The sequence below is a fragment of the Haemophilus sp. C1 genome, assembly GCF_001276515.1.
In the GTDB taxonomy this organism is placed as follows: Bacteria; Pseudomonadota; Gammaproteobacteria; order Enterobacterales; family Pasteurellaceae; genus Haemophilus.
Map to the genome: position 1 here is coordinate 23,960 of NZ_LDVZ01000004.1, position 21,394 is coordinate 45,353.

The 21,394-nt window shown below is 38.2% G+C and carries 20 protein-coding genes; 14 read left to right on the forward strand and 6 right to left on the reverse strand.

Translation table 11 applies throughout. The features are described 5' to 3' along the window. Positions 1-8 precede the first annotated feature (8 nt). From lepB to era, 3 genes are read left to right on the forward strand one after another with little or no spacing between them, the layout of a single operon-like run. A complete protein-coding gene (gene lepB / locus ABW51_RS02465; RefSeq protein ID WP_053465417.1) occupies positions 9-1,058 on the forward strand; it encodes a signal peptidase I in 1,050 nt (349 codons plus the stop codon). A 1-nt stretch (position 1,059) separates the two neighbouring features. Continuing rightward, positions 1,060-1,743, forward strand: coding sequence for a ribonuclease III (gene rnc / locus ABW51_RS02470; RefSeq protein ID WP_044331376.1), 684 nt, complete (start codon positions 1,060-1,062; stop codon positions 1,741-1,743). Continuing rightward, entirely contained in the window at positions 1,740-2,648 is a 909-nt protein-coding gene (gene era, locus ABW51_RS02475; protein WP_053465418.1) for a GTPase Era, read from the forward strand. The genes rnc and era overlap by 4 nt, the downstream gene beginning before the upstream one ends. A 63-nt stretch (positions 2,649-2,711) precedes the next feature. Here era and rsmC read toward each other — a convergent pair whose 3' ends face one another. Further along, positions 2,712-3,704, reverse strand: coding sequence for a 16S rRNA (guanine(1207)-N(2))-methyltransferase RsmC (gene rsmC / locus ABW51_RS02480; RefSeq protein ID WP_053465419.1), 993 nt, complete (start codon positions 3,702-3,704; stop codon positions 2,712-2,714). Between the two features lie 105 nt (positions 3,705-3,809). Here rsmC and holD point away from each other — a divergent pair, with 105 nt between their 5' ends. Next, positions 3,810-4,214 (forward strand): DNA polymerase III subunit psi, encoded by a 405-nt coding sequence (gene holD, locus ABW51_RS02485; RefSeq protein ID WP_053465420.1) that lies wholly within the window; start codon positions 3,810-3,812, stop codon positions 4,212-4,214. Positions 4,215-4,216: 2 nt separating this feature from the next. After that, positions 4,217-4,657 carry a ribosomal protein S18-alanine N-acetyltransferase gene (gene rimI / locus ABW51_RS02490; protein WP_082318365.1) on the forward strand — a complete coding sequence of 147 codons (441 nt, stop codon included), beginning with the start codon at positions 4,217-4,219 and terminating at the stop codon, positions 4,655-4,657. 45 nt (positions 4,658-4,702) lie between these two features. Here the strand turns inward: rimI and fdhE are convergent, their stop codons facing one another. The 4 genes from fdhE to fdnG form a co-directional block, all read right to left on the reverse strand. After that, a complete protein-coding gene (fdhE, locus tag ABW51_RS02495) occupies positions 4,703-5,611 on the reverse strand; it encodes a formate dehydrogenase accessory protein FdhE (RefSeq protein WP_053465422.1) in 909 nt (302 codons plus the stop codon). A 71-nt stretch (positions 5,612-5,682) separates the two neighbouring features. Continuing rightward, positions 5,683-6,399 (reverse strand): formate dehydrogenase subunit gamma, encoded by a 717-nt coding sequence (locus ABW51_RS02500; protein WP_053465423.1) that lies wholly within the window; start codon positions 6,397-6,399, stop codon positions 5,683-5,685. Next, positions 6,392-7,330, reverse strand: a complete 939-nt coding sequence (gene fdxH, locus ABW51_RS02505) for a formate dehydrogenase subunit beta (protein WP_053465424.1) — start codon at positions 7,328-7,330, stop codon at positions 6,392-6,394. The genes ABW51_RS02500 and fdxH overlap by 8 nt, the downstream gene beginning before the upstream one ends. Position 7,331: 1 nt before the next feature. After that, positions 7,332-10,418, reverse strand: coding sequence for a formate dehydrogenase-N subunit alpha (gene fdnG, locus ABW51_RS02510; protein WP_156262540.1), 3,087 nt, complete (start codon positions 10,416-10,418; stop codon positions 7,332-7,334). Between the two features lie 274 nt (positions 10,419-10,692). Between fdnG and fdhD the strand changes: the two genes are divergently transcribed. Continuing rightward, positions 10,693-11,505, forward strand: coding sequence for a formate dehydrogenase accessory sulfurtransferase FdhD (fdhD, locus tag ABW51_RS02520; RefSeq protein WP_053465427.1), 813 nt, complete (start codon positions 10,693-10,695; stop codon positions 11,503-11,505). Between the two features lie 38 nt (positions 11,506-11,543). Here the strand turns inward: fdhD and ABW51_RS02525 are convergent, their stop codons facing one another. Further along, positions 11,544-11,777 carry a zinc ribbon domain-containing protein gene (locus ABW51_RS02525; RefSeq protein ID WP_053465428.1) on the reverse strand — a complete coding sequence of 78 codons (234 nt, stop codon included), beginning with the start codon at positions 11,775-11,777 and terminating at the stop codon, positions 11,544-11,546. A gap of 198 nt (positions 11,778-11,975) precedes the next feature. Between ABW51_RS02525 and ABW51_RS02530 the strand changes: the two genes are divergently transcribed. The 8 genes from ABW51_RS02530 to mraY all read left to right on the forward strand — a co-directional run bounded on the left by ABW51_RS02530 (position 11,976) and on the right by mraY (position 21,333). Further along, the gene (locus tag ABW51_RS02530) at positions 11,976-13,562 is read left to right on the forward strand and encodes a carbon starvation CstA family protein (RefSeq protein ID WP_053465429.1); all 1,587 of its coding nucleotides are present in this window, start codon (positions 11,976-11,978) and stop codon (positions 13,560-13,562) included. Between the two features lie 202 nt (positions 13,563-13,764). Then, positions 13,765-14,220 carry a division/cell wall cluster transcriptional repressor MraZ gene (gene mraZ / locus ABW51_RS02535; protein WP_053465430.1) on the forward strand — a complete coding sequence of 152 codons (456 nt, stop codon included), beginning with the start codon at positions 13,765-13,767 and terminating at the stop codon, positions 14,218-14,220. Positions 14,221-14,257: 37 nt separating this feature from the next. Continuing rightward, complete coding sequence (gene rsmH, locus ABW51_RS02540; protein WP_053465431.1) at positions 14,258-15,223, forward strand: 16S rRNA (cytosine(1402)-N(4))-methyltransferase RsmH; 966 nt, start codon at positions 14,258-14,260, stop codon at positions 15,221-15,223. 2 nt (positions 15,224-15,225) lie between these two features. Further along, positions 15,226-15,549, forward strand: a complete 324-nt coding sequence (gene ftsL / locus ABW51_RS02545; RefSeq protein ID WP_053465432.1) for a cell division protein FtsL — start codon at positions 15,226-15,228, stop codon at positions 15,547-15,549. 12 nt (positions 15,550-15,561) lie between these two features. After that, positions 15,562-17,394, forward strand: a complete 1,833-nt coding sequence (locus tag ABW51_RS02550) for a penicillin-binding transpeptidase domain-containing protein (protein WP_053465433.1) — start codon at positions 15,562-15,564, stop codon at positions 17,392-17,394. 9 nt (positions 17,395-17,403) lie between these two features. Beyond that, a complete protein-coding gene (gene murE / locus ABW51_RS02555; RefSeq protein ID WP_053465434.1) occupies positions 17,404-18,870 on the forward strand; it encodes a UDP-N-acetylmuramoyl-L-alanyl-D-glutamate--2,6-diaminopimelate ligase in 1,467 nt (488 codons plus the stop codon). A gap of 13 nt (positions 18,871-18,883) precedes the next feature. Next, complete coding sequence (gene murF / locus ABW51_RS02560; protein ID WP_053465435.1) at positions 18,884-20,257, forward strand: UDP-N-acetylmuramoyl-tripeptide--D-alanyl-D-alanine ligase; 1,374 nt, start codon at positions 18,884-18,886, stop codon at positions 20,255-20,257. Beyond that, complete coding sequence (gene mraY / locus ABW51_RS02565) at positions 20,251-21,333, forward strand: phospho-N-acetylmuramoyl-pentapeptide-transferase (RefSeq protein ID WP_005646401.1); 1,083 nt, start codon at positions 20,251-20,253, stop codon at positions 21,331-21,333. The genes murF and mraY overlap by 7 nt, the downstream gene beginning before the upstream one ends. Positions 21,334-21,394: the final 61 nt, after the last annotated feature.

Consider the following 21,394-nt stretch of genomic DNA (forward strand, 5'->3'; position numbering starts at 1 on the left):
GGAAAATTATGTCAAATTTATTTTTTGTGATTTTACTAGCTGTTGGTTTTGGAGTATGGAAATTATTGGATTATTTCCAATTACCAAACACATTCAGTATTGTATTGCTAATTTTGACCGCACTTTCAGGCGTATTATGGTGTTATCATCGTTTTGTTGTGCTGCCAAAACGTCATCGTCAAGTCGCACGTGCAGAACAACGTTCTGGCAAAATTTTAAGTGAGGAAGAAAAAGACAAAATTGAACCGATTTCCGAAGCCTCTGAGTTTTTATCATCTCTTTTTCCGGTGCTTTCTGTCGTATTCTTAGTGCGTTCTTTTTTATTTGAACCATTTCAAATTCCTTCTGGTTCAATGGAATCAACCTTACGAGTTGGTGACTTTTTGGTCGTGAACAAATATGCTTATGGCGTGAAAGATCCGATTTTCCAAAATACGATTATTGCGGGCGAAAAACCACAACGAGGCGATGTAATTGTGTTTAAAGCACCACAACAAGCCTTAATTCGTACAGGTCTTGGTGCAACGCGAGCGGCTTTTGCAGAAAATCTTGCATTAACCTCAAAAGATAATATGTCTGGCGTTGATTATATTAAGCGTATTGTTGGAAAGGGCGGAGATCGCGTGATTTTTGATGCGGAACAAAAAACGCTAAAAGTGGTATATGGCAAAGAAGGCAAACCTTGTGAAATTGATTGCGAAACCAAGGCGTTTGAATATTCACAAAATCCAACAAATCCTGCTTTTCCGAATGAATTAGAATTGACTGAAAAAGGCGATGTAACACATAACGTGTTAATTAGTGAATATCGTCGTTATTCAGGCCCTGAATTTTTCCCACAAGAGGGGATGCAAACTGCAGAATGGCTTGTGCCAGAAGGGCAGTATTTTGTGATGGGGGATCATCGCGATCACAGTGATGATAGCCGTTTCTGGGGCTTTGTGCCTGAAAAAAATATTGTGGGTAAAGCCACTTACATTTGGATGAGCTTAGAAAAAGAAGCGAATGAATGGCCAACAGGTTTCCGTTTTGATCGTTTCTTTACAGCAATAAAATAAGATGAATCATTTAGATCGACTTGAGCGTAAAATCGGCTATCGTTTTAATGACATTGCGCTCTTAAAGCAGGCACTTACACATAGAAGTGCGGCAACTCAACATAACGAACGCCTAGAATTTCTAGGCGATTCCATTCTTAATTTCACTATCGCTGAAGCACTTTATCATCAGTTTCCACGTTGTAATGAAGGCGAACTGAGCCGTATGCGTGCTACTTTGGTACGCGAACCCACTTTAGCGATTTTAGCGCGCCAATTTGAATTAGGCGATTATATGTTGCTTGGTTCTGGCGAGCTAAAGAGCGGTGGTTTTCGCCGTGAATCTATTCTTGCCGATTGTGTAGAAGCGATTATAGGTGCGATGTCTTTGGATCAAGGATTAGCCGTGACGACCCAAGTGATTCGAAATTGGTATCAACAATTATTGGCAGAAATAAAACCTGGAGATAATCAAAAAGATGCAAAAACGCGTTTACAAGAATATTTACAAGGTAAACATCTGCCATTGCCAACTTATGAAGTAGTCAATATTCAAGGGGAAGCCCATTGCCAAATTTTCACTGTTGAATGCAAAGTGAAAAGTGCGGAGAAAATTGACCGCACTTTTGTGGCAAAAGGATCTAGCCGTCGTAAAGCTGAACAAGCGGCAGCAGAACAAATTTTAAAAGAACTGGACATCAAATGACCGAACAATTCGACAAAACCTATTGCGGCTTTATTGCTATCGTAGGTCGCCCAAATGTGGGTAAATCAACGCTCTTAAATAAAATTTTAGGACAAAAAATTTCAATTACATCACGTAAAGCACAAACCACCCGTCACCGTATTGTTGGGATTAAAACTGAAGGGGCGTATCAAGAAATCTATGTGGATACTCCGGGACTTCATATTGAAGAGAAGCGTGCTATTAACCGTTTAATGAACCGCGCAGCAAGTAGTGCTATCGGCGATGTTGATTTAATTATTTTTGTCGTAGATGGCACACACTGGAATTCAGATGATGAGATGGTGCTAAACAAATTACGCAATGCAAAAGCACCGGTTGTGTTAGCTATTAATAAAGTAGATAACATCAAAAATAAAGATGATTTGTTACCGTTTATTACGGAACTTAGCAGTAAATTTAATTTTGCTCACATTGTGCCAATTTCTGCACAGCGTGGTAATAATGTTCATGAATTAGAGAAAATTGTACGCCAATCTTTACGCGAAGGTGTGCATCATTTCCCAGAAGATTATGTTACAGACCGTTCGCAACGTTTTATGGCCTCGGAAATAATCCGTGAAAAATTAATGCGTTTTACTGGTGAAGAATTGCCTTATTCTGTTACTGTGGAAATTGAACAATTTAAAGTGAATGAACGTGGCACTTATGAAATAAATGGCTTAATTCTCGTTGAACGTGAAGGCCAGAAAAAAATGGTGATTGGTGCTGGCGGTCAAAAAATTAAAACTATTGGTATGGAAGCGCGTGCTGATATGGAACGTTTATTTGATAACAAAGTTCACCTCGAACTTTGGGTGAAGGTGAAATCTGGTTGGGCTGACGATGAACGTGCACTGCGTAGTTTAGGATATATGGATGAATAAAGTGCGGTAAAATTTATACGCATAATAAAAATCCCCATTATTGTAATGGGGATTTTTTTGTTTCTAATTTTTCACTGAATACACTTTAAATTTTCCTGTTTGAGTAAGAACTTGATAATCATTGAAATGTTGTTTAAGTAATTCGGGATAAGGCAAAAATGCATTGGCGACAATGCGTAATTCTCCACCTTGATTGAGGTGCCATTTCGCTTGAGTGATAAGTTCTTTTACGGCTCGATAGGCGGTATCAATGCCATCATGGAATGGCGGATTTGAAATGATTAAATCAAATTTTCCTTCTATATCAGAAAAGACATCACTGGCGTGAACCTTCCCTTGTAATTGATTTTCCGAAAGTGTTTTACGCGCTGATTCTAACGCCATAGCGTGAATATCTGTCATTGTAATTTGTGTGTTAGGCGAGCGTTTTTTTATCATAGAGCCAATTACTCCCACGCCACAGCCAAGATCAAGCACTTTTCCTTTTATTTTATTATCAATGGTTGAAAGTAACAGTTCTGTGCCTGTGTCTAATTCCGCAGCACTAAATACCCCGGGTAAACTATATATAGTTAAGTCTTTAAGTGTTGAATGTTGATAGGTTTTCCAGAAATTTTTAAGTTCAAAGTTCGGCTTGTTTTGTAGTGAAAAATGATATAAACCACAACGGCGAGCAGAGTCAATTTTCGCTATTTTCCCATAAGGTTCTAATGTTTTTTCTACTGAACGCACGCCACAACGGTTTTCTCCAATAATTAACATCTCTTGACCAATAGGCGCTTGAGCTAATAGTTGAAGCAGTTGGAAACTAACTTCTTGTTTGTTTTTAGTCCAATAATAAACGATTAAATCAGCTTGACCTTGAAATTCAACGGAAAAATTGACCGCACTTTGCGTTCTTGCATAGTCAAAATAGCAGCTCCAAATTTGGATTGATTGGCATTTTGAGGTTAATGTTTGAGGAAAATTATCAGAGATACCTCCAGCAAATAATACTGATTTACCATCAAAAAATGAGAGATGGCGTTCTAAAACTTGGCTCTCTAGAGAAATCACGCTTTGAATCCTGTGGGTTATTGGTTAAAATTATGCGCCATTTTAGCAAAGATTAATAAAAGAAATTAATACTATTTTTCAAGCAACGTTTTTAAAAATTCACTTATGAACAGACGCGATCTTCTTTTACAAGAAATGGGGATTTCCCAGTGGACGTTATATCGCCCCGAGGTGCTGCAAGGTTCAGTAGGAATCAGTGTGGCAGAGAATATTCGCTTTATCACTGTTTCTGATGAAAATATCACTAGCTCGCCTTTGTTGGCTGATGTGCTGTTAAGCCTTGATCTTAAAAAAGAAGATTGCTTATGTTTGAATTACGATCAAATCCAGCATATGGAATGTAAGCAGCCTATTCGTTATTGGTTACTATCAGACAATAGCGAAAAAATTGACCGCACTTTATTATTTTGCATGCAGGCTGAGCGCGTTTATCGTTCGCCAAGTTGGCAACAATTTCAATCTAATCACCAAGCCAAACGAGCCTTATGGCAACAAATTCAACAGCTTTAATTATGTCTATTATTTCTCAAATTGAAGCCAATGATTTTGACCGATTGTATGAAATCGAGCAGCAAGCACATCTTGTGCCTTGGTCATTTGGTACGTTAAAAAACAATCAAGGTGAGCGTTATCTCAATTTAAAATTAATTGAGAATAATCAGATTATCGGTTTTGCTATTTGCCAAACCGTATTGGATGAAGCGACTTTGTTTAATATTGCTATTTTACCGTCTCATCAAGGTAATGGATTGGGGAAATTATTGTTGAATGAGTTAATCGCTCGGTTAAAAGAAAAAGGTGTACAGACCTTATGGTTAGAAGTCAGAGAGTCTAACCCTGCTCGTTTTTTGTATGAAAAAATTGGTTTTAATGAAGTGGATATTCGGAAAAATTATTATCCTAAACCTAGTGGTGGACGAGAAAATGCTGTAGTAATGGCCTGTTATTTATAGATACAAATGATATAGCCTAGAATGTTTATCCTAGGCTATATTTTTTTATGCTTCTTCTGCAGGAAAAACAAATGGATTTAATCCGCTGCGTGCGAAACCTTTTTCTTCCATTTCAATATCTAAGAAAATAGAAGCCAAATCGTCGGCTACTGGCTCTACATGAGAATCTTTTTCTTGGAACATGATTTTCAAGTAACTTTCACAGCTACCACAGGTTTCGGCACGAACAAGTGCAAGTTCTTCATTTAATGACCACATTTCGAGTTTATCGTGGCTATTGCAATTGGTGCATTGTGCGCGTACCAAATTCCATTCACTTTCACATAAATTACAATGTAAGTAGCGTAACCCTTGCGATGTACCAATTTGTACAATACTTGCAACAGGTAAAGAACCACAAACAGGGCAGTGATGTAAATTTTCGGCGTTCTCAACTTGGCTATTATGGGGAATTTGCTGGGCGAGCTGTAGCCAATAAAGAGAAAGTGCAGCCCAAATAAAGACGGCTTTATCACTGCTAACTAAATTAAATTCTTGTGTTAATAGCTTATTTGCCATTTCTTCTAATTCGGCAGAGGAGGCTTTTTCAAGAAATTCGATTGTTGCAGAAATTTGCTCGTTAGCTTTGGGCTTTATTTCATCAAGAATTTCAGTTAAATATTCGCGCCAGATACTGTCTCGCTTAAAGGTTTTGGTATTTAGTGGCTCGATAGCATTTAACTGTTCAAACTGTTGTGCTGGTAAAGGATTTTTTTCTAACGTGGAAAGTTGGCTTTCAACTATGTCTGCGGCAAATAATAAATAATCGGATAGAGGATTATTTTGTGCTAAGTCTCTTAAACGTTTTGCTCTGCGTTGGTAAAGATTTTTAGGATTGGCAAATAAAATTGCTGGGGCTTGATATGAATTTGCTACTTGTTTAATTTCTGATTCAGATAAGATTTTGATACTCATATTCTTCTCACTTTTGTAATAAAAAGTGCGGTCAATTTTAACCGCACTTTTTTCTTTTTCAGGATTTCAGCTTATTTGCCAAATCCTTTAAATAATACTTTGGTTTTGCCTTTTTTACCTGATTGCTCGTTGAGTAAATCTTTTTCAAGCTCAGGTAAAATTTCTTCGCGATACCATTTCGGGTGGTGTTTCTTCGCCCAACGAACGGTTACCCAACCTTCAATGATTCCTCGAATCGAACCTTTAATCCAGAATGCCATATACATATGCACTAAGATACCAGTGAATAACATAAATGCACTCAAAGAATGGAGCAGAATCGAGAAACGCAATACTGGGATTGAGAAGTAGTGCGAAAAATATTGACGCCACATAATGATGCCAGTGACTAATAACGTTACCATCGCCAAATTTAATGTCCAGAAGAGCATTTTTTGACCAAGGTTATATTTGCCATTATCCGCAACCGCGTGTTCGTTCCCTTTAAGAACTTCAACGATACCTTTTGCCCAGCGAATATCGTTTTTTTCTGGAATATTGTGATCCCAGTACAATAATGCCAAGTAGATGAAGGCAAAGAACATTAAAATCCCAGTAAATGGGTGAATTGCACGCGCAATTTGTGGTGTACCTAAAATTTCTGTTAACCATGCGAAATCAGGGAAGAAAAACGCAACACCAGTGAACATCGTCATAAAAAAGCAAATAACCAACATCCAGTGACTGATACGCGCTGGTGTTCTATGGCGGACGATTCGAGTATCGTTGTTGATCTCAATTTTACTCATTGTTTTCCCCCTGAGATGGTTTTTCTTCTTCAAATTCGTGGTGATGATCTTCCACATCTTCTTCAATATTCGGACCTACAGTTAAGTAGTGAGCGATTTCAGCTAATGCCAATCCACCCATTGCAACTGCTGCTACTGGTTTCAATACATCTTTCCATAAAGTCACACTTAAATCAATTTGTGGATCTTTTGGAAGACCATTGTAAAGCTCTGGTTTATCAGCGTGATGTAACACATACATTACGTGTGTTCCGCCTACGCCTGGAGGATCGTAAAGTCCTGCATTTTCATAACCACGAGATTTTAATTCAGCAATGCGTTGTTCAGCATACACTTTCATTTCTTCTTTAGAACCGAAACGAATTGCACCTGTTGGACAAGTTTTTACGCATGCAGGCTCTTGACCTACAGAAACACGATCCACACAAAGAGTACATTTGTACACACGGTTATCATCTGGATTCATACGTGGAATGTTGAATGGACAGCCTGCAATACAATAACCACATCCGATACATTTATCAGATTGAAAATCCACAATACCATTGGCGTATTGAATGATAGCACCTGGTGCAGGACAAGCCTTTAAACAACCTGGCTCTGCACAGTGCATACAGCCATCTTTACGGATTAACCATTCTAAACGATCATTTTCTTCTACTTCGTTAAAGCGCATCACAGTCCATGCTTTGGCATTTAGATCTACAGGGTTATCGTAAATACCATGACACTGCGCATTTACATCAGAGCGGATGTCATTCCACTCTGAGCAGCCAACTTGGCAAGCTTTACAACCGATACAAGTACTGACATCGATTAATTTTGCCACTTCAACTTTATGATCTCGCGCTTGTGGTGCAGGCGTTAAGCCTGAAGTTGCGGAGATTTTAATAACATCTTGCGTTTGAACGCCTTGAGCAGTTCCAGCCATATTATGCCTCCCCAACTTTTTCAATATTCACCAAGAATGTTTTGTATTCTGGTGTTTGCGTGATTGCCTCACCCCAAGATGGTGTTAAGGTATTAGTAGAGAATCCACGGTTACCTTTACCATTTAAGGCTTTCATATTCCAGTGAATTGGAAGACCTACATGGTGTACGGTACGTCCATCAATTTCTAGATCTTTAAGACGTTTTGTAACCACGGCAACCGCTTTAATATAGCCACGACGAGAAGTAATTTTTACCATATCGCCTTTTTGGATACCTTTTTCTGCCGCTAATTTTTCACCAATTTCCACAAATTGTTGTGGTTGTGCGATGATATTTAATGCAGATTGTGCAGTCCAACTATGGAAGTGTTCTGTTAATCGGTAAGTTGTTGCCACGAATGGGAACTCTTTATTTGAACCGATAAATTCTTTATCTTCAGGATAAATACGCACAGTTGGATCACTTACCACTGCAGAGTGTAATGGATTTGTATCAATTGGGCTTTCAATCGGCTCATAGTGTTCAGGCATTGGACCATTTGCAACTTTATCAACCGCAAATAAACGACCTACACCTTCAGCAGACATAATAAATGGACCTGTATCTGAACCCGGTGGCTGTGTACCATAGTCTGCTACATCATGCCAGTTCCAGTTTTTACCGTTCCATTTGATTAATTGGCGGTTTTTATCCCAAGGATTACCATTGATATCTAATGATGCACGGCTATAAAGTACGCGGCGGTTTGCAGGCCATGCAAAGCCCCAACCAATGGTACAGCCTAAACCTGATGGATCTGAGTTATCACGGTTTGCGGTTTGGTTACCTTTTTCAGTCCATTGACCAACATATAACCAGTTACCTGATGTTGTTGTACCATCATCACGTAAATGTGCAAATCCATTGAGTAATTGACCTTTCTTGTACATCAAGTTACCGTTTGGATCATAAAGATCTTCAAGCGCGTAACCATTTAATTCTTTGGCTAATTCTACCGCACTTGGTGAGTGTGGTTGAGCATAATTCCAAGTCATTGCTTCAAATGATTCAATACCGCGACCACCTTCTTTTTGGTAAAGATGATGCATTTCTTCACGAATCATAGAAAGAATTTCAACATCTGGTAATGCTTCACCTGGTTGATCGCAACCTTTCCAGTGCCATTGAGCCCAACGCCCTGAGTTTACAATCGAACCATCTTCTTCAGCAAAACAGGTTGTTGGTAAGCGGAAGACTTCAGTTTGAATTTCTGAAGAATTTACATTGTTTGACTCACCAAAGTTTTTCCAGAATTCGGAAGATTCAGTTTGAAGCGGATCCATCACGATTAAGAATTTTAACTTACTCATTCCTGCAACAGTTTTGTTTTTGTTCGGTAATGAGTTTAATACGTTAAAGCCTTGTAAAATCCAACCGTGTAATTTGCCTTCATTCATTAATTTAACGTGAGTAATAGGATCATATAAGCGATCTGCTTTTGGTAAGAAATCGAAACCCCAACCGTTTTCTTTGGTTGCTTTATCACCATAGAAGGTTTTCATCATACTAACAAAGAATTTTGAAGTATGACGATAATAGTTCACTTGGTTTGGAACGATATCCTTTGGTGTAATCGCATTAATGTATTGCTCGTAAGAGGTATCTTTATCGTTTGGTAAACGCATATAACCTGGTAAAGACATTGGCAATAAGCCCATATCTGTTGTACCTTGCACATTGGAGTGTCCACGTAATGCGTTAATACCACCACCAGGCATACCCATATTACCTAAAAGTAATTGGATCATCGCCATTGAGCGAATATTTTGTGTACCGATTGAATGCTCGGTAAAGCCTAACGCATATAGATGCGTCATGGTTTTATTTGGTGCAGAGGTTTTACCAATTTCTTCACAGATTTGTAGGAAAAGTTTTTGTTTTACACCTGTAATGCGTTCAACCATTTCTGGAGTATAACGTGAAACATGCTCTTTTAAGATGTTAATGACACAACGAGGATGTTGTAAGGTCATATCACGTTTAGCCTGTCCGTTCTCATCAAACTGATAGTTCCATTTAGATTTATCGTAGTTACGTTTTTCTTCGTTGTAACCTACAAATAAACCGTCTTCAAATTTGAAACCTTCATCAATTAAGAATGAGGCATTGGTATAGTGTTTAACGTATTCGTGTTGAATCTGGTTTGTTTCCAATAAGTAACGGATGACACCCATTAAAAATGCGATATCAGAACCAGAACGAATTGGCGCATGTAAATCTGCAACAGAGGCTGTACGGTTAAAGCGTGGATCGATGACGATAAGTTTAGCACCGTTTTTCTTCGCTTCAATTGCCCAACGGAAGCCAACAGGGTGAGCTTCAGCAGGGTTACCACCTTGAACAATGATAAGGTTTGCGTTTTTGATATCAACCCAGTTATTTGTCATGGCACCGCGACCAAATGATGGAGCAAGACTTGCTACCGTTGGTCCGTGTCAAGTATTCGCTTGGTTACACATCGGCACTATGCCTAACATTCTCACCCATTTATGAGTAAGAAGTGCAGCTTCATTACTCATAGCAGATGCAGTCATAATACCTGTAGTTGCCCAACGGTTCACAGTTTTGCCACTTGCGTCTTTTTCAACAAAGTTAGCATCACGGTCATCTTTCATTAAACGGGCAATGCGTTTAATTGCATCTTTCCAAGAAATTCGCTCCCATTTATCAGAACCAGGTGCGCGATATTGAGGGTATAAAGAACGGCTTTCACTATTGACATAATCTAGTGCGCCAGCACCTTTCGGGCAAAGAGCTCCACGACTGACTGGATGATCTGGATCGCCTTCAAGGTGAAAGAGTTTTGAACGAGTATTTGTGCCAGTATGGCTGCTTAATGAATCGTAAGGTTTGCCTGTGCTGTATAACAACATACCGCAGCTTACGGCACAATATGTACAAGTGTTACGAGATTCAAATGCGCGTAATAATTTATATTCACGCGGCGCAGCTAATGCATTTGCTGGAGCAAAACCCAACATTGCAGCCGATGTTCCCGCCATACCACCTGCACAGACCTTAAAGAATTTTCTTCTTGAGATCTGCATAATCACTCCTTTCAACAACAAGTTGTTGAGATATTTAGATAGTAATAAATTCGTCTAGTGTAACTAGATAATTTGGTTGATTCCGTTAGAATAACGTTATTCAACATCGAAAATTGGTTCAAAGTAGACCAATTTATGGGCGCCTAGAATAACGATTTTTTAACGATAAATCTATAATCAAATGGCATTATAATGCAGAAATATTATGATCTAGATCATAAATTTACCAAAATATTAACATTTTTTTTACATTTTAGTAATGGGTAGGTAAAGAATGGATTGGCTGATTAGACAAACGATTAACTTTTTTAAAAGAAATAAAAGTATAGAAAATTCAACCGCACTTTTACAATCAAAAGAAGATTTTCTAGCGGTCGAAATGCCAGTTTCATTAGTTTATAACGGTATTTCTCATGCGGTTATGATGTGTTCACCGAAAGATTTAGAGGTATTTGCTCTGGGGTTTTCTCTTACGGAAGGCATTATTGAAAAACCTTCGGATATTTACGGAATCGATGTTGTGGAAGTTTGCAATGGTATTGAAGTGCAAATCGAACTGTCTAGTCGAAAATTTATGGCATTAAAAGAGCATCGTCGTAATCTTACAGGACGTACTGGGTGTGGCATTTGTGGCACGGAGCAGCTTAATCAAGTGTATAAAAACTTTCCAAAATTAGACCGCACTTTTAAGTTTGATTTGAATTTGCTCGATGGCTGCTTGTCAGAGCTTCATAAAAATCAACGATTAGGTCAGCAAACAGGTTCGACACATGCTTGTGGCTTTTTTGATTTAGAAGGTAATATGCTTGCTATTTTTGAAGATGTGGGTCGTCACGTCGCACTTGATAAATTACTTGGCTGGCATGCAAAATCAGGCAAGCCTAATGGAATTATTGTCGCTTCGAGTCGTGCAAGTTATGAAATGGTTCAAAAAACTATTTCTTGCGGGGTGGAAATGTTAGTGACCATTTCTGGGGCAACTGATCTTGCTGTGAAAATGGCTGAAGCCCATCATTTGACTTTGATTGGCTTTGCAAGAGAAGGTAAAGGGAATATCTATAGTGGATATGAACGAATAAATAGTTGATATTTGAAGTAACTTTATATACATACGAGATATTTTTTCTATTTATTTGTAATCCAACTAGCCAGCACGATAAAAATAGCAAAGATGCAAAACCAAATTATGTGGAGTTTTGTGCTTTTACGATTGATTTCAGCATTATGCAATCGACGTCTTTCTAATTGTTGTTTATAAATTTCTAAATCTGCTTGTTTGAACGAAAAACCACAATTAGGGCAGTTTTCTGCATTTTCACTAATCTTTTTTCTGCATCCAGGGCATCGAGTTAAGGCCATCTTTTTCTCTATAATTATAAAATTACTTATTTATTAGTATATTAATTGAATTTTTAGATTTTACAAATGTGATATAAGTCACAAATCTATAAAAATCTTTAAATTCAATTTTTGATTTAGAACAATTTGAAATAGAATACCGCGGCTTGTTTAGGGCATCTACTAAATACTTTCTTTTATCTTTTGAGGAGCCTTTCTATGTTATGGTTTTTCTTTTGTGTAGCCATCTTGATTCTTGGTTACTTTGTTTATGGAAAAATTATCGAAAAAATCTTTGTGATTAATCCACAACGTCAGACCCCTGCTTACCAGGTAAATGATGGCGTGGATTATATGCCAATGTCAAAAACCAAAATTTGGTTAATTCAATTATTAAACATTGCTGGAACTGGTCCTATTTTTGGTCCAATTCTTGGTGCGTTATACGGACCAGTGGCAATGCTTTGGATTGTAATCGGTTGTATTTTTGCCGGTGCAGTGCATGACTATTTCTGTGGTATGTTAAGTATCCGTCATGGCGGTGCAACTATGCCTCATTTAGCCGGTAAATTCTTAGGTCGTCCTGTAAAAGTATTTATTAACACATTAGCACTTGTACTTTTATTATTAGTAGGTGTTGTATTTGTATCAAGCCCAGCTCAATTAATGGGTACGATTACCATGGACTTATTGGGCGCATCTCAAGGCGCGTTACAATTAGGTGATGCTGAAGCTGTTCATCATGCAGTTGAAGCCGGTGGTATCAAAGTATGGGGAATGGATAAAGCAACTGTTGTTGCAGTTTGGACTATTATTATCTTTGCTTACTATATTCTTGCGACTTTATTACCGATCGACAAAATTATCGGTCGAATCTATCCGCTCTTTGGCGCGTTGTTGCTATTTATGTCTATGGGTATGGTGTATGGCTTAGTTTCTGCACACTTTAGTGCTGTTGATCCTATTGAGTTCTTCCGTACTATCAATGTAGATGGTCAAGGTTTAACTTTAGAGAAATTCACGCAAAACTTCCAAGTGAAAGGTGATGTTCCAATTTGGCCATTATTGTTCTTGACTATTTCTTGTGGTGCATTATCTGGTTTCCATGCAACTCAAACTCCTTTAATGGCGCGTTGTGCTGAAAATGAAAAAGAAGGTCGTTTTATCTTTTACGGTGCAATGATTGCTGAAGGTGTAATTGCGTTAATCTGGTGTATGGTTGGTCTTGCATTCTATGAAAACCCACAAGCATTACAAGATGCGATTGCGGCGGGTTCACCATCTAAAGTTGTATATGACAGTTCATTACACTTCTTAGGCTTTATCGGTGGTATCTTTGCTGTGTTAGGTGTGGTGATTTTACCTATTACTTCTGGAGATACCGCATTCCGTGCTGCTCGTTTACAATTAGCGGAAATTTTCCATATCGACCAACGTTCATTACCTAAACGTTTATTAATTGCTGTACCACTATTCGTATTAGGCTATTTCGTTTCAACCATTGACTTTAGCGTGTTATGGCGTTATTTCACTTGGGCAAACCAAATGACTGCAATGGTAATGTTATGGACTGCAGCAGCATACTTATATCGCTACCATAAATTCCACTGGGTTGCGTCTATTCCGGCTTGGTTTATTACAACAGTATGTGCAACTTACTTGTTCTACAACAAAATCGGTTTCGGTTTAGATTATCAACTTTCAGTTTATCTTGGTTTTGCAACAACAATTGTTTGTATTGTGTTATTCTTCGCTATGCTCAAGCCATTAGGTGAGCGTGATGAAGAAGCTTATGTGAATAATTAATCAAGATAATTTGGTTTAAAAAAGCCGTTTGGGATATTTTCTCAAACGGCTTTTATTTTGATAAAAAATAGGGTTGTTTCAGGGTTAATCGCTTGCAACTTAATCAAACAAATTATAAACTTACGCATGTGTGGAGAAAAGTGGTGTTTTGTGGAGATTTGTAGAAAAATTTCTCAAAATAAGTTCAATTTTAAGGCGTAATATGTTTCGTGGTGCAACAGCGGTTAATTTAGATTCTAAGGGACGCGTAGCGATCCCAACCCGCTATCGTTCTGAAATTCTTGAAAAGAATCAAGGACAAATGGTTTGTACTGTAGATATTCGCCAACCCTGCCTTTTACTTTATCCCCTTGATGAATGGGAAAAAATCGAACAAAAACTTCTCGCACTTTCTAACTTTGATCCTACCCAACGCCGTTTGCAACGAGTAATGCTTGGCCATGCCACTGAATGTGAGATGGATGCTCAGGGCCGTATTTTGCTTAGTGGACCATTACGTCAACATGCAAAATTAGAAAAAGGTTTAATGTTGGTAGGACAACTTAATAAATTTGAAATTTGGAGTGCTGTAGAATGGCATGCTCAAATTGAAGAAGATATGGAAATTGGTTCAAGTACAGACTTTGCGTCTGAGGCTTTGAAAGATTTCTCATTATAGAAAATGATTCACCGTTTTTTACTTTTATATTGTATTTATGGATACCGAAAATTCCTTTTCTTCATCTGAACATATCACAGTTTTACTTCACGAAGCCGTGAATGGCTTGGCATTGAAGGAAAATGGAATTTATATTGACGGTACTTTTGGCCGTGGTGGACATTCTCGCTTAATCCTTTCTAAATTATCCTCAAATGGTCGTCTTATTGGCGTTGACCGTGATCCTAGAGCCATTGCTGAAGCTCAGAAAATTCAAGACTCACGTTTTCAGATTGAACACAACAGCTTTTCACATATTCCTGAAATTTGTGAAAAATTAAATTTGGTTGGCAAAATTGACGGTATTTTGCTTGATCTTGGCGTGTCATCCCCACAGCTTGATGAAGCAGAGCGTGGTTTTAGTTTTATGAAAGATGGCCCGCTTGATATGCGTATGGACACGACTCAAGGTTTGTCGGCTGAAGAATGGTTAAAACAAGTATCGATTGAGGATTTAACTTGGGTTTTGAAAACTTTTGGCGAAGAACGTTTCGCTAAACGTATTGCGACTGCTATTGTTGATTACAACAAAAGTGCGGCTAAAAATGGCACTGAATTTTTATCGCGTACTAGTCAATTAGCTGAGCTTATTTCACAAGCGGTACCTTTTAAAGATAAACATAAACATCCTGCGACTCGCAGTTTCCAAGCTATCCGTATTTTCATTAATGCAGAATTAGATGAATTGGAAAGTGTACTCAATTCTGCTTTAGATATGTTAGCGCCAGAAGGGCGTTTATCAATTATTAGTTTCCATTCTTTGGAAGATAGAATGGTGAAACATTTTATGAAAAAACAAAGTAAAGGTGAGGATATCCCTAAAGGTTTTCCATTGCGAGAAGATCAAATTCAACGTAATCAAAAATTAAAAATTATAGGTAAAGCAATTCAACCAAGTGATGTAGAAATTCAAGCAAATCCTCGTTCAAGAAGTGCGGTATTGCGTGTGGCGGAGAGAATTTAGTGATGTCTGAAAATAATAAACCTCGTTATCCGTTACAGCAGATTTTGGTCGAAGATCTATTTTCTTCAAATAAATTAATTGTCTTGTTATTGGTTGCGATTTTGATTTCATCAATGAGCGTGATTTGGGTAACTCATCAGACTCGTCGATTAATTTCTGAAAATGGTCAATTGGTTTTACAGCGCCAAGCACTTGAAAGTGAATATCGAAATTTGCAAGTGCAAGAAGCAACAGAGGGAGATAGTACTAGAGTAGAGTCTATTGCTGTTGGTACATTAAAAATGAAAATATTATCCCCAGAACAAGAAGTTGAAATTAGAGAATAATAGGTAGAAAAGATGGTTAAGTTCAATTCCTCTCGTAAATCAGGTAAAGCAAAAAAAACAATTAGAAAATTGACCGCACCTGAAACCGTAAAACATAACAAACAGAAAATTGTGTTTGAAAAATGTTTTATGCGTGTTCGTTATGGAGTTTCTGCTTTTTTTATTTTGGCTGGTTTATGTGCTTTAGTCGCTCGTGCGGCTTATGTGCAGTCTGTTGATTCGAGTACCTTATCTGGAGAGGCGGATAAACGTTCTTTGCGTAAAGATGAAGTGTTATCTGTGCGTGGTTCAATTTTAGATCGTAATGGTCAGCTTTTATCTGTGAGTGTACCGATGAATGCTGTAGTTGCAGATCCGAAAACTATGCTAAAAGAAAATGCACTTGCGGATAAAGAACGGGTTACTGCTTTGGCTCAAGAATTGGGTATGAGCGAAAATGATTTGGTGAAAAAAATCGAGAAGAATTCTAAATCAGGTTATTTGTATTTAGCCCGTCAAGTAGAATCTAACAAAGCAGATTATATTCGTAAACTTAAGATTAAAGGTATTAATTTAGAAACAGAGCATCGTCGTTTTTATCCTCGCGTAGAAGAAGCTGCGCATGTGGTGGGTTATACCGATATTGATGGAAACGGTATTGAGGGCATTGAGAAAAGCTTTAATTCCATGCTTGTGGGTAAAGATGGTTCACGTACTGTTCGTAAAGATAAACGTGGAAATATCGTTGAACATATTGCGGATGAGAAAAAATATGATGCGCAAGATGTCACCTTGAGTATTGATGAAAAATTACAATCCATGGTATATCGTGAGATTAAAAAGGCGGTGTCTGACAATAATGCAGAGTCTGGTACTGCAGTATTAGTCGATGTTCGAACTGGTGAAGTGTTGGCTATGGCTACTGCGCCATCTTATAATCCAAACAACCGTGTCGGTGTGAAATCAGAATTAATGCGTAACCGAGCAATCACTGATACGTTTGAGCCAGGTTCCACTGTAAAACCTTTCGTAGTTTTAACCGCACTTCAACGTGGAGTAGTGCGTCGTGATGAAATCATCAACACGGGATCATTCACAGTGAGTGGTAAAGAAATTGTAGACGTTGCACCTCGCGCACAACAAACTTTAGATGAGATTTTAATTAATTCTAGTAACCGTGGTGTGAGTCGCCTTGCATTGCGTATGCCACCTAGTGCATTGATGGAAACTTATCAAAATGCAGGTTTAAGTAAACCGACAGATTTAGGTTTGATCGGTGAACAAGTTGGGATTTTGAACGCAAACCGTAAACGCTGGGCAGATATTGAACGTGCAACAGTTGCTTATGGTTATGGTATTACTGCGACACCTTTACAAATTGCTCGAGCATATGCAACCCTTGGTAGTTTTGGTGTTTATCGCCCGCTTTCTATCACAAAAGTCGATCCGCCAGTGATTGGAAAACGTGTTTTCTCTGAAAAAATAACCAAAGATATCGTAGGGATTTTAGAGAAAGTAGCAATTAAAAATAAACGCGCAATGGTGGAAGGCTACCGTGTTGGCGTGAAAACGGGTACGGCACGTAAGATTGAAAATGGACATTATGTAAATAAATATGTGGCATTTACTGCGGGTATTGCACCGATTAGTGACCCTCGTTATGCATTAGTGATTTTGATTAATGATCCAAAAGCCGGTGAATATTATGGTGGTGCAGTCTCTGCGCCAGTATTCTCTAGCATTATGGGTTATGCTTTGCGTGCAAATGCTATTCCACAAGATGCTGAACCTGCTGAAAAAACAGCAACGAAAAGCGCAAAACATATCGTGTATGTTGGTGATCACAAGAATCAAAAAGTGAATTAAGGAAAAATTATGAAAAAACTCACCGCACTTTTTAATTTGCCTGAATTAAAGAATGATATAGAACTCCATAATATGGTGTTAGATAGCCGTAAAGTTAAAGCTGGAGATCTTTTTGTGGCGATAAAAGGGCATCAAGTCGATGGAAATCAATTTATTGATTCGGCTATTCATTCTGGTGCAAGTGCGGTGGTGTCTGAGACAGAATTATCTAGCGAGCATTTAACTGTGGCTTTTATTGGGAATGTGCCTGTCGTTAAATATTATCAACTTGCACGTCATCTTTCGTCTTTGGCGGATATTTTCTATGATTCGCCTTCTAAAAAATTAACGCTTGTTGGTGTCACGGGGACAAATGGCAAAACGACTATTTCTCAATTATTAGCACAATGGGCGGAATTATTAGGTCATCGTTCGGCAGTGATGGGAACTATTGGCAATGGGCTTTTAGGTCAAGTTGTAGAAGCTAAAAATACAACGGGATCAGCAGTAGAAATTCAATCATCACTTTTCAGTTTTAAGCAAGCTGGCGCAGATTTTGCCTCTATTGAAGTTTCATCGCATGGTTTGGCACAACATCGCGTGGAGGCGCTGCATTTTAAAGCAGGGATTTTTACGAATTTAACGCGTGATCATCTAGATTATCACCAGACTATGGAAAATTATGCTTCGGCTAAAAAACGCTTATTCACCGAATTAGATACGCAAATTAAAGTGATTAATGCTGATGATGGGATTGGAAGTCAATGGTTGAGTGAATTGCCAGATGCTATTGCGGTAAGTACGAGCCCTGATTTCTTATCAAACTCACATCAATGGATGAAGGCAACAAATATTCATTATCATGCTAAAGGCGCTGATATTACTTTTGAATCTAGCTGGGGTAATGGCGTATTGCATAGTCCATTAATCGGTGCTTTCAATGTAAGCAACTTGTTATTAGTGATGACCACGTTATTATCATTTGGTTACCCATTGGAAAATTTACTCGCTACGGCGAAATCTTTGAAAGGAGTATGTGGAAGAATGGAAATGATTCAATACCCAAATAAACCAACAGTTATTGTAGATTATGCGCATACACCTGACGCACTAGAAAAAGCCTTGATGGCAGCGAGTGAACATTGCCAAGGTGAGTTATGGTGTATTTTTGGCTGTGGTGGAGACCGCGATAGAGGCAAACGCCCATTAATGGCACAAGTTGCAGAACAGTTTGCTGAAAAGGTTATTGTGACAAAAGATAATCCTAGAACAGAATCACAAAGCCAAATTGAAGCAGATATTATCGCTGGCTTTAAAAATATGGATAAAGTAGGAATTATTCCTGATAGAGAACAGGCGATTCAGTTTGCGATTGAAAGTGCGGTTGAAAATGATGTGATTTTAATTGCTGGCAAAGGCCATGAAAATTATCAGATTATTGGCACTGAAATCGTACATTTTTCTGACCAAGAAATTGCACATGATTTTTTAAAATAATAACAATTAAATTATGATTAAACTCTCTACTGAACAATTAGCACAGATTCTTCAAGCTAAATTAATTGGCGATAAAAATGTGCAAGTTGAAGAAATTAATACAGATACCCGAAAAAGCGTATCAAATAGTTTATTTTTTGCGTTGAAAGGTGAAAAGTTTGATGCTCACCAATATCTTGAGCAAGCGGTAGCACAAGGTGCGGTAGCCGTTGTTGTTCACCAAGAAAATTCTTCCATTTCTATTCCTCAGCTGGTGGTTAAGGATACTCGAATTGCTTTAGGCGAACTTGCAAAATGGTTACGCGAGAAAATTAATCCGCGTACTGTCGCGATGACAGGGTCTTCTGGTAAAACTACGGTGAAAGAAATGACGGCGAGTATTTTGCAACATACTGCGGCTGATTCAGAAGCGGTACTTTTTACCAATGGGAATTTTAATAACGATATTGGTGTGCCTTTAACCCTTCTTCGTTTAACAGAAAAACATTGTTTCGCAGTGATCGAACTTGGTGCCAATCATCAAGGTGAAATTGATTACACCACAAAATTAGCTCAACCTGATGCCGCATTGATTAATAATATTGCGCCCGCGCATTTAGAGGGCTTTGGTTCTTTAGAGGGCATTGCACAAGCTAAAGGTGAGATTTATCGTGGTTTAACATTGAATGGTGTAGCGATTATTAACGCAGAATATAACCATTTAGATTGTTGGCAAAAAGAAATCGGTGAACATGAAATTCAATATTTCAACGGTAAAGATTATTCTGCAAAAGATATTCATCATACTGATCAAGGTTCCACTTTTACACTTATTTCCCCACAAGGTGAAATTGAGATTAACTTACCTTACCTTGGTGAACATAATGTAAAAAATGCCTTGGCTGCCACCGCACTTGCCATGAATGTTGGCGCCACTCTTACGGATGTAAAAGCTGGATTAGAACAACGTTCACAACTGAAAGGACGTTTATTCCCAATTCAAGTAACGCCTAATTTATTGTTATTAGATGATACTTATAACGCAAATAAAGATTCTCTGTGTGCTGCCATTGATGTTTTAAAAAGTTATGACACTTTCCGTATTTTGTGTGTCGGCGATATGAAAGAGTTAGGCGAAAACTCTCTCACTATTCATCGTGAAGTAGGACAATATGCCAACTCGGTAAATTTAGATTTAGTTTGTTCTTATGGCAACGAAAGTGCGGTTATTTCTGAGGCTGTTTCGGGTACGCATTTTACTGATAAGGTGAAAATGGTTGATTTTCTTGTGCCATTGATTGAAACCCAATTACAACAAAATAATAAAGTCGTGGTGCTAGGAAAAGGCTCGCGCTCAATGAAAATGGAAGATGTGATCTATTCATTAAAGGATAAAATTAAATGTTAGTCTGGCTTGCTGAATATCTTGTTCGTTATGAAACCGCTTTTAATGCGATTTCTTATATTACTGTCCGTGCAATTCTTGCATTATTAACCGCACTTTTTATCTCACTTTGGATTGGCCCTAAAGTGATCAAACGTTTACAGATCTTAAAATTTGGCCAAGAAGTGCGAAATGATGGTCCTGAAAGTCATTTTGCAAAAAAAGGCACCCCTACTATGGGCGGTGTGATGATTTTATTCTCTATTGGAGTAAGTACGTTATTATGGGCAAATCTCTCTAATCCCTATATTTGGGTTTGCTTATTTGTATTATTTGGATATGGTGCTATTGGTTTTGTGGATGATTTCCGCAAAATTACTCGTAAAAACACGGATGGTTTGATTGCGCGTTGGAAATATTTCTGGATGTCTGTTGTGGCATTAGTGGCAATCCTTTGGCTTTATTGGCTTGGACACGACACTGATGCAACTCGTTTAGTGATTCCATTCTTTAAAGACATTATGCCTCAATTAGGTTTGTTCTATATTGTGTTGTCTTACTTTGTGATTGTTGGAACTGGTAATGCGGTGAATTTAACAGATGGTTTGGATGGATTGGCGATTATGCCAACCGCGCTTGTCGCAGGCGCGTTTGCGTTAATTGCATGGGCAACGGGTAACGTAAATTTCGCGGAATACTTGCACATCCCATACATTAAATATAGTTCTGAAGTGGTTGTGTTTTGTACCGCCATCGTTGGTGCAGGGTTAGGGTTCTTGTGGTTCAATACTTATCCCGCGCAAGTCTTTATGGGCGATGTAGGTTCTCTTGCATTAGGTGGAGCACTTGGTGTCGTGGCGATCCTAGTTCGTCAGGAATTTTTACTTGTGATAATGGGCGGAGTATTTGTTGTTGAAGCGCTCTCTGTTATTTTGCAAGTGGGCTCTTATAAGTTGCGTAAACAACGCATTTTTAGAATGGCACCAATTCACCACCATTTTGAATTGAAGGGATGGCCAGAGCCAAGAGTGATTATTCGGTTTTGGATTATTTCCTTAATGTTGGTGTTGATGGGATTGGTCACCTTGAAGTTGCGTTAATAAATATAGCTAGGTTCGCTCTTTTAGTTTTTGAAAGGGCGACCTTTTTTACGTTAGTAAA

What these genes read in the sequence shown, in the direction of transcription:
- mraY (WP_005646401.1), top strand. Translation starts at nt 20,251, where the DNA reads ATGTTAGTCTGGCTTGCTGAATATCTTGTTCGTTATGAAACCGCTTTT.
- holD (WP_053465420.1), top strand. Translation starts at nt 3,810, where the DNA reads ATGAACAGACGCGATCTTCTTTTACAAGAAATGGGGATTTCCCAGTGG.
- era (WP_053465418.1), top strand. Translation starts at nt 1,740, where the DNA reads ATGACCGAACAATTCGACAAAACCTATTGCGGCTTTATTGCTATCGTA.
- ABW51_RS02500 (WP_053465423.1), bottom strand. Translation starts at nt 6,399, where the DNA reads ATGAGTAAAATTGAGATCAACAACGATACTCGAATCGTCCGCCATAGA.
- ABW51_RS02550 (WP_053465433.1), top strand. Translation starts at nt 15,562, where the DNA reads ATGGTTAAGTTCAATTCCTCTCGTAAATCAGGTAAAGCAAAAAAAACA.
- fdxH (WP_053465424.1), bottom strand. Translation starts at nt 7,330, where the DNA reads ATGGCTGGAACTGCTCAAGGCGTTCAAACGCAAGATGTTATTAAAATC.
- ftsL (WP_053465432.1), top strand. Translation starts at nt 15,226, where the DNA reads ATGTCTGAAAATAATAAACCTCGTTATCCGTTACAGCAGATTTTGGTC.
- fdhE (WP_053465422.1), bottom strand. Translation starts at nt 5,611, where the DNA reads ATGAGTATCAAAATCTTATCTGAATCAGAAATTAAACAAGTAGCAAAT.
- lepB (WP_053465417.1), top strand. Translation starts at nt 9, where the DNA reads ATGTCAAATTTATTTTTTGTGATTTTACTAGCTGTTGGTTTTGGAGTA.
- mraZ (WP_053465430.1), top strand. Translation starts at nt 13,765, where the DNA reads ATGTTTCGTGGTGCAACAGCGGTTAATTTAGATTCTAAGGGACGCGTA.
- murF (WP_053465435.1), top strand. Translation starts at nt 18,884, where the DNA reads ATGATTAAACTCTCTACTGAACAATTAGCACAGATTCTTCAAGCTAAA.
- rsmH (WP_053465431.1), top strand. Translation starts at nt 14,258, where the DNA reads ATGGATACCGAAAATTCCTTTTCTTCATCTGAACATATCACAGTTTTA.
- murE (WP_053465434.1), top strand. Translation starts at nt 17,404, where the DNA reads ATGAAAAAACTCACCGCACTTTTTAATTTGCCTGAATTAAAGAATGAT.
- ABW51_RS02530 (WP_053465429.1), top strand. Translation starts at nt 11,976, where the DNA reads ATGTTATGGTTTTTCTTTTGTGTAGCCATCTTGATTCTTGGTTACTTT.
- rnc (WP_044331376.1), top strand. Translation starts at nt 1,060, where the DNA reads ATGAATCATTTAGATCGACTTGAGCGTAAAATCGGCTATCGTTTTAAT.
- ABW51_RS02525 (WP_053465428.1), bottom strand. Translation starts at nt 11,777, where the DNA reads ATGGCCTTAACTCGATGCCCTGGATGCAGAAAAAAGATTAGTGAAAAT.
- fdhD (WP_053465427.1), top strand. Translation starts at nt 10,693, where the DNA reads ATGGATTGGCTGATTAGACAAACGATTAACTTTTTTAAAAGAAATAAA.
- rimI (WP_082318365.1), top strand. Translation starts at nt 4,217, where the DNA reads ATGTCTATTATTTCTCAAATTGAAGCCAATGATTTTGACCGATTGTAT.